Below are 12729 nucleotides of genomic sequence, written 5' to 3'. Positions count from 1 at the left end.
TGGAGGGCAAACAGTGCCTCAAGGGTCAGTTGAGACTCCTGTGGCGGCAGGCACACCCCGTTTCTGCCCGAAAAGCCACGTGGGCCCGACCGGAACCGGTCGGGCCCACGTGGGCGAGATTCACTGCCTCAGCAGTGGATCATCACTGATTCACTTCTTGCGACGGATCACCAGGGTGGCGCCGGCAGCGGTGGCGGTCAGGCCGAGAGCGGCGAGACCAGCGACGGCCGGAGCACCGGTGTCGGGCAGGCCGGGGCCGTCGTTGTCGTCATCGTCATCGCTGGGGGTGCTGGACGGGCTGGCCGAGCCGGAGGGATCCTCCTGCGGCTGGCAAGCCGGCTGCACGGTGAAGCCCTCGTACTCATCGGTGCTGTCGACGTGCAGGTAGACGTCGGGGCAGCCCTCGTCGTCGATGGTGCCGGCCACGTTGGCGGTGAAGTCGAACGCGCCCTGGTCGTTGGTGGTGCCCTCGCCGAGGACCTCGCCGTCAGCGTCAACGATCTGCACGGTGATGCCAGCCGGAGCGGGGCTGTTGTCCTCGTAGAAGAGGATGCTGCCGGTGGTGTTCATCGTGGTGCCGTCCAGCGTGTAGCTGGAGTCGGTCGACGGCGCGAGCTGCGGCAGCGCCGGAGCGGACTCGCTCGGCGAGCTGGAGCCGCTCGGATCCGGGGTGTCCTCAGCGGCGGCCGAGTTGGCCATCGAAACGACGCCGAACCCGGCGATGGCAAGGGCCGCGGTGCCGGCCAGAAGCTTACGAAGCATGTGTTTGGTCTCCCACCTAAACGTACGTATGGGTGTCCCGCGGTCGGGCCACCGAGCGTCAGTATTCAGATTTTCTCAGGATGGTGCAAGCCTTTCTCGAGAATCTCTCACGGCGTGTTCGACCCGGGAAGCGGTTTGCTTCGCCAGTCAGCCGCCAGACCCACCGGCGGGATGGGTTTGCATCGTGGCGGGTGGTGCATCCCGGCGGTGCCTGCGTTAGGTTCGACTCGTGGCTGATTACGACGACTTCGACCTGGACCGAAGCACCGCCCAGGCGTGGGACGGTTTTGCCGAGCGCCTCGCCGAGGTCGTGTCTGTCATCGACGACGGCAGCCTGACCATCGGCAGCATGGCGCTGGACGCCGACCCCGCCCCGTATGTGCGTTTCACTGACATCGGGCAGGGTGACCTGATGGCCGAGGCCGCCAGCAATGCGGCGCTGGGGGAGGCCTACCAGCTCGACGCGGCCGACCTGGTCGGGATGGAGCAGCTCGGCTGGCACTCGCCGACCTCCGTGGGCGATCGTCCGACACCCGACTTCTGGGTCGTCGAACCGCAGCTTGACTCCGAGAGGCTCGCTGGCTTGGCGGTGGCCACCCTGCGTGACATCTATGGCATCCAGCATCCGGTCTTCCTGGCGCCGGACCAGTTGGCGGAGGTGCTCACGCCCTCCAACACCGATGAACCAGAGCCCGGCAGCGCACTTGCGGTCGCCGATTTCGACGCCACCGACATGGTCGCGATCATGCCGACCTCAAAGCATCATCTCTCGGAGATGATCGCCGAGGAACTGACCGAGATGTTCGGCCACGTGCCGCTGGCCGACGCCGAGGGTGACTACGCGATCCGGGTCGGCTCGACGATCGTCTTCCTTCGCCCGGTCGCCGATCACCGCGAGGTGCTCGTCTTCGCGCCGGTGGTCCACGAGGTCGAGGGCCGGTCCCGAGCTGTCGAGGTCCTCAACGATCTCAACGCCGAGGCCCGGTTCGTGAAGTTCCAGATGCTGCGGGACCGGGTCTTTGTGACGCTCAGCGTGCTGGCTCATCCCTTCGTTCCGGCCCACCTGCACCAGGCGGTCCGGGTGATCTCGGAGGTCGCCGATGGGATCGATGAGGAACTGGCGGCCAAGCTGCGCGGCCGCACCACCTTCGACGTGGAGCACGGCGAATGAGCCAGACCCATACCCGGGCCGAGGAGTCCGGCCGCTTCGAACAGCTCCCCGCAGATGAGTGCTGGCTGTTGCTGGAACAGAGTGCGGTGGCGCGGCTGGCGTACGTCCTTGCCGGTCGACTGGAACTCTTGCCGGTGACCTTCCGGACCTACGAGGGTGACGGCGTACGCGGGCTGGTGTTCCGGACCGCTGCCAGCACCCGACTCGCCGGACTGGTCGAACCGACCGATGCCGTGGTCGAACTCGACGAGTTGGATCCCGACACCGCCACCGGGTGGAGTGTGGTGGCGCGGGTCCGGACCGGCCCGGCACCCGACGGCGTAGAGTTGCCGCAACCGTGGGCGCCTGGCCAACGAGATGTCTGCATCGGCCTCCAGGTCACCAGCATCAGCGGCAGAATAGTCAGTGCCCCACAGCAGTCGTGACCGATGGAGGTTGATGTGACCGAGAACAAGCCCAAGCAGATCCTGGTGGGTACCGATGGATCCCCCGACGCCCAGCGTGCGTTGTTGTACGCCGGCCGGGTCGCGCTCCAGTCGGGGCACGAGAACGCACGGGTCCGGATCGTGCACGCCGTCGACGAGGCTGTGCTGGCAGGCACCTGGGGCGTCATGTATGACCTCAGCGGCCTGGAGGAGGCTGGCAACGAGATTCTCCACGCGGCCATGAAGATCGTGCAGGAAGCCGGAGTCCCGGCCGACCGGATCGACGCTGAGGTGCGGTTGGGGCGCCCGGCCCAGGTATTGGTCGAGGCGTCTGGTGACGCTGACCTGGCCGTCACCGGCCGTCGCGCCCGCTCCAGCATCGAACGCCTCTTCGTCGGTTCCACGTCGGTGGCGCTGGCCGCTTCCAGCCACTGCCCGGTGATCGTCCTGGGTCAGGATCAGCCCAGCCCGACCCCGCCCGGGGCGGGCGTTCTGGTCGGGGTCGACCCGTCGGGCCTGTCCGAACAGGCCATCGCTTTCGGTCACGACTGGGCCACGCGTGCCGAGTGGGGTCTCACGTTGCTGCACGTCAACCGCAGCCAGCCGAGCTGGCTGCTGGGGTCGATGCCTTCCAAGGAACAGTCCGCTGCCCAGTCCGATGCCTCCCGTGGCGGTGTTGCCGCGTTGGCCGAACGGGTCGGCGCCCAGCAGGCCAAGATCGAGGTCGTCCAGGGTGACCCGGCCGATGAACTGATCGGCCGCAGCGCCGACTACGGCCTGCTGGTGCTCGGTGCCCACCGTGGCAACCCGAACCTGGTGGGCGGTGTGATCCGCGGCGTCCTCACCCACGCCCGGTGCCCGGTCGCCGTGCTGCCGCAGGGATGACCCGGCACCCTCGCACTCCAGCCCACACCTCAGCGTCCCGCCGAGAACGCCGGCCGGACCAGTCGCCCCGCAGCCGGCCGGTGAAGGGCCGGCTCGAGGTCAACCCCGACCTTCCGATCGCCGCCCGCGCCCAGGAGATCGCCGACCTGATCGCCGAACATCCGGTGGTCGTGGTGGCGGGGGAGACCGGTTCGGGCAAGACCACCCAGCTCCCCAAGATCTGCCTGCAGGCTGGCCGCCGCGCGATCGGCCACACCCAGCCGCGTCGGCTGGCCGCGCGCAGCGTCGCCGAACGGATCGCCGAGGAGATGGAGGTCTCGCTCGGCGAGGAAGTCGGCTACCAGGTCCGCTTCACTCGACAGGCGGGCCGGCACACCGCGGTGAAACTGATGACCGACGGTGTGTTGCTGGCCGAGATTGCCCACGATCGGGACCTGCGCCGCTACGACACCATCATCATCGACGAGGCCCACGAACGCAGCCTCAACATCGACTTCCTGCTCGGTTACCTGAAGCTGCTGAGCCAGCGCCGACCAGACCTGCGCATCGTCATCACTTCGGCCACCATCGACACCGAACGATTCGCTCAGCACTTCGGCGACGCTCCGATCGTTGAGGTGTCGGGGCGTACCTATCCGGTCGAGATGCGTTATCGCCCGCTCACCACCGAGCTGCGCGACGATGACGGCACTCTGGTCGCCCAAGAGACCCTGGACCAGACCGACGGCATCGCCCAGGCAGTCCAGGAGCTGCGCCGTGAGGGCCCCGGCGACATTCTGGTCTTCCTGTCCGGCGAACGGGAGATCCGCGATGCCGCCGACACCTTGGAATCGCTTCACCTGGAACGGGTGGAACCGGGTCTGCAGATCATCCCGCTCTATGCCCGACTCTCGGCTGCCGAACAGCACCGGGTCTTCACTCGCCACCATGCTCGCCGGATCGTGCTGGCCACCAACGTCGCCGAGACCTCCCTGACGGTGCCGGGCATCCGCTACGTCATCGATCCGGGCACCGCGCGGATCTCGCGCTACTCCACCCGGACCAAGGTGCAGCGGCTGCCGATCGAACCCGTCTCCCAGGCCTCGGCCAACCAGCGCGCCGGCCGCTGCGGCCGCGTCGCTGATGGCATCTGCATCCGGCTCTACGACCAGGAGGACTTCGAGTCCCGACCGCAATTCACCGAACCGGAGATCCTTCGGACCAACCTGGCCTCGGTGATCCTCCAGATGGCCCAGGCTGAGCTCGGCGACATCGCCACCTTCCCCTTCGTCGAACCGCCCGACAGCCGCCAGATCACCGACGGTCTGCGATTGCTGGAGGAACTCGGCGCACTTGCCTCAGCCAAGGAAGCCGCCGGTGAGGGCGTACGCCTGACCCGGATCGGACGGCAGCTGGCCCGGATCCCGCTGGATCCGCGATTGGCCCGGATGCTGGTCGGCGGCGCCCGCGAGGGCTGCCTCCACGAGGTACAGGTGCTGGTCGCCGCCCTGGCGATCCCCGACGTACGCGAGCGTCCCACCGAACGCCGTGAGGAAGCCGACACGGCGCACCGCCGCTTCCTCGAACCAACCCTGCTCAGCGACCTCGGCGTTGCCGGCATCGACGAGGCGACCGCGTCGGCGCGACAACGCCGCACCACCGGCGGCAACCGGCGCGGCAGGGGTCGACCTCGTCAGGACCGGACCACCGAGCAGGTGGCCGAGCCGGCCTCCGGCGACCTGGCGGCACTGCTGCGGCTGTGGAGTTATCTGCGCGAACAGCGCCACACCTTGTCGGGTAACGCCTTCCGGCGGATGTGCCGCGATGAGTTCCTCAACTTCCTGCGGATCCGGGAATGGCAGGACCTGCGCAACCAGCTCCAGGAGATCAGCCGCGACCTGGACCTGCCCAGCAACGAACAGCCCGCCAGCATCGACCAGGTGCACCGAGCAGTGCTGCCGGGGCTGCTGTCCCACATCGGGCACCGGTTGCCAGAGGAACGCGATCACTCCCACAACTCCGCCAAACCCCGCGGTCGCCGCGACCGGCGTCGCGGCCCGGCAGAGTATCTCGGGGCTCGCGGCGTGCGGTTCGCGATCAACCCGGGATCGAGCCTGGCCAAGGCCACCCCGGAACTGGTGATGGCGGTCGAGCTGGTCGAAACCACGCGGTTGTGGGCCCAGACGGTGGCGCCGGTGGAAGCCACCTGGGTGGAGTCCGCTGCCGGTGACCTGGTGAAACGCCAGCACAGCGAACCGCACTGGGCCCAACGGCAGGGGATGGTGCGGGCGTCGGAGACGGTGACGCTGTTCGGGGTGCCGCTGGTGAGTGGTCGCGGCGTCAACTACGCCCGGATCGACCCGGCAGCCGCTCACGAGATCTTCCTGCAGTCCGCGCTGGTCGAGCAGGCGTGGCACACCCGACACGCGTTCTTCGCCCGCAACCGGGAGCTCCGTGAGGAAGCCGCCCGGCTCGAGGAACGGACTCGGCGCCGCGACCTGCTGGTCGGCGACGAGCAGCTGCTGGAGTTCTACCGGGCCCGCATCCCGGTCGAGGTGAGCTCCAGCGCGAGCTTCGACAAGTGGTGGAAGGATCAGGATCCCCACCTGCTGGACCTGACGATGGAGGACCTGCTCGCACAGGACGGGGTGGACACCCGCGGATTCCCGGACCGCTGGACCGCGGCCGGACACGATCTGGCGGTCGACTACACCTTCGCGCCGGGCCGCGACCGTGACGGTGCCTGGGTGCACATCCCGCTCGGCGTCCTGCCGCAGATTCCGGCGGCTCCGTTCACCTGGCAGGTGCCGGGCCTGCGCCGCGAACTCGTGCTGGCGCTGTTGCGCTCGCTGCCGAAACGAGAGCGGACCCAGTTCGTTCCGGCGCCGGCCTGGACCGCGAAGGCGCTGGCAGAACTGCCCGCTGAGCCGACGGATCGGCCGCTGACTGCCGAACTGTCCGATGCCCTGGTCCGCGCCGGCGGCGAGCGGGTGAGTGGCTGGGGTGAGGTGGATGACCACCTCCGGATCGGTTTCGTCATCACCGATGAAGGCGGGGAGATCGCCCGCGGCAAGGATCTGCCCGAACTGCAGCGTCGACTGTCCGCCAAGCTGGGGGACCGGCTCACCCGCAGCGCCCCGGTCCGCACCCAGCGCGCCACCTCCTGGGATTTCGGCAGCTGGCGTACCGAGGTGCGCGGCAAGGGCGGCACCGTCGGTCATCCCGCACTGGTGGATGTCGGTGACGCCGTTGAGGTCAGGGTCTGCGCCACCCAAGCCGAACAGCGTCGACTCCACGCCGACGGAATCCGGCGACTGGTCCAGCTCAACACCCCCGACCCGACCCGATGGGTGGTGGCCAACCTGAGCGCCCGCACCAAGCTGGCCCTCGGCACCGGCCCGTACGCCTCAGTGCCTGACCTGTTGGCTGACGCGAGGTTGGCAGCGGTCGGTGACGGGATCACTGCAGCCGACATCGCCGGCGTACGCGACCAAGCCAGCTTCACCGAGCTCGCCGATCGGGTCCGGGCGTCCAACGCGGACCGGATGCAGGCGATCGTCAACGGTGCCGGCGAGGCCATCGAGTTGCACCGCGAGGTCAGCGAGGCAGCGACGACGTTGCCCGCCTCGCTGTCCCTGCTGGCCGACGACCTGGGCCAGCAACTGCCCAACCTGGTGTTCGACGGTTTCCTCGGCTCGATCCCGCTGCCGTGGCGTGCGGAGATTCCACGCTATTTGAAGGCGGCACGGCATCGGATCGAGCAGGCCAAGGCAAGCCCGGCGCGGGAGAGTCAGAGCTACGACAACGTGATGGCGGTCGAGGATGCGTACGCCGACCTGTGCGTTGCCTGCCCACCCGGCCCGCTGCCGGCCGACGTCGTCGAGCTGGGCTGGCTGATCGAGGAACTGCGGGTCGGCACCTTCGCCCAGCAACTTGGCACGCGTGAAACGGTGTCGCGGAAACGACTGCTGAAGCGCATCGAGGAACTCACGGCGCAGCTGTGAGGTTGGGCGACTGCGGCGCCTGGCTCAGTCGCCGTCGCGCTCGCGCAGGAACTGTTCGAACTCCTGGGCGATGTCGTCGGCCGAGGGCAGGTCGGCCTCGTCCTCGATCCCCTCGTCGTGGAGCCGGTCATGGCGATCCTCGAGGCGCTGCACGACTTCCTGGGCCTCGGGGGTGACGTTGAGCTCGGCGTTGACCGCAATGAGGTTGTCGGTGACGTCGTCGCGCAGGTGCCCGAGTGGGAGTTGCAGGTCAAGATCGGTGTTGAGCTGCTCGGCGACGGCCAAGGTCGCCTGCATGAACGGCGCCTGGGTGAGGTAATGAGGTACATGAGCGACGTACATCCATGCCGCCACGCCCTGCTCGGCCAGTCCGTGCTGGAAGGCGACGTCGAAGGAGGCCGGGAACTCCAGCGGGTCATCGGTCAGCGCCGCCGAGGTCTGCCGGCCCGGATCTTCCGAGACCACGCTGACAGTGGTCGGGCGCGAATGTGGCACGGGCATCGGTGCGCCGATGGCTGACACCACCGTGGTGATGTTGAGGCGTTCGATGATCTGGTGCAGCGCCGCATCGGTCCGTTGCCACTGGGTGTCGGGTTCGGGGCCGGCGAGCAGCAGGAAGCTGGCGCCGGACAGGTCCCGGAGCCGCCACAGGGTCAGCTCACGGCCCGGATCGAGCGCGGTGAAGCGATTGCCGTGGAGGGTGACCGCGGGGCGGCGGGAGCGGTAGTCGTGGAGCTGGTCGTGGTCGAAGCGGACCAACACCTCAGACTCACAGTGCTGCAGCAGATATTCGGTCAACACCTGCGGCACGTGCCCGGCGTCGACATAACCGGTGAGCAGGTGGACCAGCGCATGCGGCTCTCCGTCGCCCATGAACTCCTGGGCTGCGGGGAGGAATTGATAGAGCGAACGCGGATCCAGCATGTCGGCCAGCCTAATGGGTGACCCCAGCCGGCCCGGGGACCTTGACGCCGGCGGTCCGGAGTCACGGGTCCGGACACAGGTACGCCGCGAGGTCGGCACGACCTCGCGGCGTATGTGTGCGAAAGGGAGTGGCTCAGGCGGCTTCGAAGGCGCTGCTGTTGCGCAGCGTTGCGATCGCCTGGCGCTCGATCTGGCGAACCCGCTCGGCGGTGATCCCCCAGACAGTGCCGATGTCGGCGAGCTTGGCCTGCCGGCCGTCCATCAGGCCGTAGCGCCGGCGTACCACGTCGGCGGAACGCTCATCCAGATTGGACAGCATGCCGTCCAGGCGGGCCCGATCCTCGGCGTCCAGCACCATCTCGTCCGGGCCGGGCAACGGCTCGCGGGCAATCAGGTCACCCAGGGCGGTCTCACCGTTCTCGTCGACCGGCGCATCCAGGCTGACGTGGTCACGGGCGTACCGGATCAGGTCGAGCACGCGCTCGGGTTCGAGATCCAGCTCGGCTGCGATCTCCTCGACCTCGGGCTCGCGGTTGAATCGACGCTCCAGGGTGCGGCGTACCGCGGTGACCTGGTTGACCTGCTCGGCGACGTGCACCGGAAGTCGGACGATGCGGCCCTGTTGGGCGATGCCGCGGCTGATCGACTGGCGTACCCACCAGGTGGCGTAGGTGGAGAACTTGAAGCCCTTGGCGTAGTCGAACTTCTCGACCGCCCGGATCAGGCCGGTGTTGCCTTCCTGGACCAGGTCCAGCAACGGCATCTGGGCGCGGCCGTACTTGCGGGCCACCGAGACGACCAGTCGCAGGTTGGCGCGGATGAACTGCTGTACCGCCTGCTCGCCGTCCTCCGCGAGCTGGGAGAGTTCCTCCACCGTGGCCTTGACTGCCTTGCGGCCACCGCGTTCTTTGGTGGTGAGGGTACCGTCAAGGATGGCGCGGGCGTACAGCCCTGCTTCGATCCTCTGGGCCAGGTCGACCTCCTCGGCTGCTGTCAGCAGGGGAGTCTTGGCGATCTCCTCGAGGTAGAGCCCGACCGCGTCCTTGCCTTCAATTCCATCGTTTGCTCGGATCCGACGCGTAGTGGTGACGGCCATCAGTATCCCTTTCGTTGACGCTTCACCCGGTACAACGCCAACGTCGGCCAAAAGGTTCCCGGCTGCGCAGATTGTGCCCACGGTGCCGGTCGAAGTGACCCCGACTACGACTACCGTCGTACGCCGCGACGTTTCGATTCGCACCGTTTGGGTACCCGTGGCAGGATGAGCGAGTCGGGGTCTTGACTTCGTTTGGCCAGATCCTGCCCAGAATTGGGCACCGATTCCAGGTGTCCGCCATCGCTTCACGGAGAGGTCGCTTGTGACACCCGCTTCCGCAGGAGGAACCAGCAAGAGCGCCGCGCAGGCCGCAACCAGCGAGTCGGCAGCCAAGCCGGCGACGCGGCGAGCGAGCTCGACGACCTCGCGGTCAGCTGCCAACGGTGCAACGGCGGCGAAGAAGCCTGCCACGCGTACGACTGCCACGAAGAGCACGGCTGCCAAGAGCACTGCATCGAAGAGCACTGCATCGAAGAGCACTGCATCGAAGAGCACTGCATCGAAGAGCACCGCATCGAAGAGCACCGCGGCCAAGAGCAGCGCCTCGAAGAGCACTCCCGCGAAGTCGACCGCAGCCAAGTCGACAGCTGCCAAGACCACGGCGAGCAAGGCGGCCGCGACAAAGACCACCGCAGCCAAGACGACGAGCACCCGGTCCACTGCTGCCAAGGCGAAGTCGACCACTGCGACGAAGAGCGCCGCGACAAAGACCACTGCGGCCAAGTCAACGACTGCTGCCACGTCGGCCGCTGGCAAGTCGACGAGCACCCGCAAGCCTGCCCGCGCCACTACCAAGCAGGACCTGCTCAACAAGGCCGCTGCTGGTGAAGAGGTCGAAGCCAAGCTCGAGGGCGACGAGCTGGTCCTGACGGTCGGCAAGAAGCGGACCCTGGACGATGTCGACGAGTCCAAGTTCAGCCCTGCCGAGGCCGCCAAGGACGAGAAGGAGATCACTGAGAAGGAAGGCTTCTCGCTCAGTGACGCCGACGACGCCGACGAACCCGAGCAGCAGGTGATGGCTGCTGGCGCCACCGCCGACCCGGTCAAGGACTACCTCAAGCAGATCGGCAAGGTCGCCCTCCTCAACGCTGAGCAGGAGGTCGAGCTCGCCAAGCGCATTGAGGCCGGTCTGTTCGCTGACGAGCGCCTCAACGATCCCTCGGCCAAGGTCAAGACCGCCGACGTCGAGGACTTCGAGTGGATCACCGATGATGGTCGCAAGGCCAAGAACCACCTGCTTGAGGCCAACCTGCGCCTGGTGGTGTCACTGGCCAAGCGCTACACCGGCCGCGGCATGCTCTTCCTGGACCTGATCCAGGAAGGCAACCTCGGCCTGATCCGTGCGGTCGAGAAGTTCGACTACACCAAGGGCTACAAGTTCTCCACTTACGCGACCTGGTGGATCAAGCAGGCCATCACCCGTGCCATGGCCGATCAGGCCCGCACCATCCGGATCCCGGTCCACATGGTCGAGGTCATCAACAAGCTGGCGCGGGTCCAGCGGCAGATGCTGCAGGATCTGGGCCGCGAACCCACCCCGGAGGAGCTCGCCAAGGAGCTCGACATGACCCCGGAGAAGGTCGTCGAGGTCCAGAAGTACGGCCGCGAACCGATCTCGCTGCACACCCCGCTGGGTGAGGACGGCGACTCCGAGTTCGGTGACCTGATCGAGGACTCCGAGGCAGTGGTGCCCGCTGAGGCCGTCAACTTCACGCTGCTCCAGGAGCAGCTGCACGACGTCCTCGACACGCTGTCCGAGCGTGAAGCCGGCGTGGTGTCGATGCGCTTCGGGCTCACCGACGGTCAGCCCAAGACGCTGGACGAGATCGGCAAGGTGTACGGCGTCACCCGAGAGCGGATCCGCCAGATAGAGTCCAAAACCATGTCCAAGCTGCGGCACCCGTCGCGCTCGCAGGTCCTTCGCGACTATCTGGACTGATGTGCTGGTTGCGTGCCGCCGGTCAACCTGACCGGCGGCGTACGCCTGAACGAGGATGACGATGGAGTTGCACACCCGAGTCCGGATCATTGGTCCGGCCGAACCGCCCTATGAGCAGTGGTACCGCGACGGTGTGATCGACAGCGGCACTTGGGCCGACTATCCCGACGCCAGCCACGGCTACTCGCTGGAGGATCTGCTGCAGGTCGGCGCGCCGGAGACCGAACCTGCCGACTTCGATGACTTCTGGGCGGGGCGGCTGGCCGAGGCGCTTGGCGTTGATCCCGACCTGCAGATCCAGGAGGTCAACGGCTCTCCCGAGTTCATCCGCTACCAGGGCACCTTCGCCTCGGTCGGCGGTCGACGAATCGGCTGCTGGGTGGTGCTGCCACGCGACGGTGAGGTCCGCATCGCCAAGACTGTGTTGCACGGGTACGGCGGACGAACCGACGCGCCGGTCGCAGATGTACGCCCGGGGGAGGCCGTCATCTTCCCGGTGCTGCGCGGCCAGCCGACCCTGTCGTTGGACCCTGAAATCAAGGCGATGGGCACTGAACACGTCCTGCACGGCATCGAGTCACGGGACAGCTATGTCATCGGCGGTTGTGTGGCCGATGTCTGGGTGGCGAACACCGCGTTGTTGGGACTGCTGGGGGCACTGGGGGCCAAGCCGGAGATCGTGGCACTGCAGGGCGGCAGCTTTGGTGGTGGCATCGGATCCTTGGCGATGATCGACCGGCGATTCGAGCGAGCGGCCTTCAGCGTGCCCACCTTCGGCAACCAGCCGTTGCGGGTCACGTTGCCCTGCCGCGGCAGCGGCAGTTCGGTCACCCGCCATCACGCCGACCATCCCGAGGTGTTGGAGGTGCTGGCGTACTTCGATGCCGCCACCGCCGCGAAGCGGGCGACCCAGCCTGTGCTGTGCAGCACGGCGCAGTGGGATCCGGCGGTGCCGCCGGCGGGCCAGTTCGCAGTTGCGAACTCCTTTCCCAACGCTGAGCACTTGGTGGTCCCCGGTGGCCACTGCGACTGGCCCGAGAGTCAGGCGCACTTGGCCGAGGTCGCGCACGCGTTCGAGGAGTTCTTGGCGCGCTGACGGGCGGGTTGCCTCAACGCAGAACGCGGACCCCGAGGGGCCCGCGTTCTGCGTTGCTGTGTCGTTCAGTGGTGCTGGTTGGTGTCGGCGTCAGTCCTTCTTGTCACGCAGCAGGTCGAGCCGCTCGGAGAGCAACTCCTCCAACTCGGGGATGGAACGCCGCTCACGCAGCATGTCGTAGTGGGTCCGAACCGGCTTGGTTTCCTTCGCCTGATGCTCGGAGCCATCGGAACGGGATGCCGGCTGTCCACAGCGCGGGCATTCCCACTGGGTCGGGAGCTCAGCCTCCTCGGCGAAGGCAAGCTCGAAATGGTGGCCACGGGGACAGTCGAAGCCGATCTCCTGGCGCGAGGCGAACTCGATCCCGGTCTCGTCCTCGAAGCTTCTGCTGCCCAAGCCTGAACCTCGAAGTGCACGGTCTGCCATGTCACCCTCCTCAACCCGTCAA

At 67.4% G+C, this 12729-nt stretch carries 10 protein-coding genes; 6 read left to right on the top strand and 4 right to left on the bottom strand.

Annotated elements, in window-relative coordinates; genetic code table 11:
• Positions 1-150: 150 nt before the first annotated feature.
• Positions 151-762: a hypothetical protein gene (locus CGZ91_RS07260; RefSeq protein ID WP_094453798.1), complete on the bottom strand. Its 612-nt coding sequence runs from the start codon at positions 760-762 to the stop codon at positions 151-153.
• 229 nt (positions 763-991) lie between these two features.
• Between CGZ91_RS07260 and CGZ91_RS07255 the strand changes: the two genes are divergently transcribed.
• The 4 genes from CGZ91_RS07255 to hrpA all read left to right on the top strand — a co-directional run bounded on the left by CGZ91_RS07255 (position 992) and on the right by hrpA (position 7226).
• A complete protein-coding gene (locus CGZ91_RS07255) occupies positions 992-1933 on the top strand; it encodes a T3SS (YopN, CesT) and YbjN peptide-binding chaperone 1 (RefSeq protein ID WP_094453796.1) in 942 nt (313 codons plus the stop codon).
• Complete coding sequence (locus tag CGZ91_RS07250) at positions 1930-2358, top strand: pyridoxamine 5'-phosphate oxidase family protein (RefSeq protein WP_094453794.1); 429 nt, start codon at positions 1930-1932, stop codon at positions 2356-2358. The genes CGZ91_RS07255 and CGZ91_RS07250 overlap by 4 nt, the downstream gene beginning before the upstream one ends.
• Positions 2359-2373: 15 nt before the next feature.
• Positions 2374-3243 carry a universal stress protein gene (locus CGZ91_RS07245; RefSeq protein ID WP_179229261.1) on the top strand — a complete coding sequence of 290 codons (870 nt, stop codon included), beginning with the start codon at positions 2374-2376 and terminating at the stop codon, positions 3241-3243.
• Between the two features lie 80 nt (positions 3244-3323).
• Positions 3324-7226 carry an ATP-dependent RNA helicase HrpA gene (gene hrpA, locus CGZ91_RS07240; protein WP_229116481.1) on the top strand — a complete coding sequence of 1301 codons (3903 nt, stop codon included), beginning with the start codon at positions 3324-3326 and terminating at the stop codon, positions 7224-7226.
• Between the two features lie 24 nt (positions 7227-7250).
• Here the strand turns inward: hrpA and CGZ91_RS07235 are convergent, their stop codons facing one another.
• Both CGZ91_RS07235 and CGZ91_RS07230 read right to left on the bottom strand, forming a co-directional pair.
• Entirely contained in the window at positions 7251-8150 is a 900-nt protein-coding gene (locus tag CGZ91_RS07235; RefSeq protein WP_094453788.1) for a PAC2 family protein, read from the bottom strand.
• A 133-nt stretch (positions 8151-8283) separates the two neighbouring features.
• Positions 8284-9246, bottom strand: a complete 963-nt coding sequence (locus tag CGZ91_RS07230; RefSeq protein ID WP_094449906.1) for a sigma-70 family RNA polymerase sigma factor — start codon at positions 9244-9246, stop codon at positions 8284-8286.
• A 262-nt stretch (positions 9247-9508) separates the two neighbouring features.
• On the opposite strand from CGZ91_RS07230, the gene CGZ91_RS07225 reads away from it, so the two are divergent.
• Entirely contained in the window at positions 9509-11185 is a 1677-nt protein-coding gene (locus CGZ91_RS07225) for an RNA polymerase sigma factor (RefSeq protein WP_094453786.1), read from the top strand.
• Positions 11186-11246: 61 nt separating this feature from the next.
• Entirely contained in the window at positions 11247-12281 is a 1035-nt protein-coding gene (locus CGZ91_RS07220; RefSeq protein WP_094453784.1) for an acetylxylan esterase, read from the top strand.
• 90 nt (positions 12282-12371) lie between these two features.
• Here CGZ91_RS07220 and CGZ91_RS07215 read toward each other — a convergent pair whose 3' ends face one another.
• Complete coding sequence (locus CGZ91_RS07215) at positions 12372-12707, bottom strand: RNA polymerase-binding protein RbpA (protein ID WP_094449893.1); 336 nt, start codon at positions 12705-12707, stop codon at positions 12372-12374.
• Positions 12708-12729: the final 22 nt, after the last annotated feature.

The organism is Parenemella sanctibonifatiensis, from assembly GCF_002250565.1.
Taxonomy (GTDB): Bacteria; Actinomycetota; Actinomycetes; order Propionibacteriales; family Propionibacteriaceae; genus Parenemella; species Parenemella sanctibonifatiensis.
This window is presented reverse-complemented; position numbering and strand designations above follow the sequence as displayed.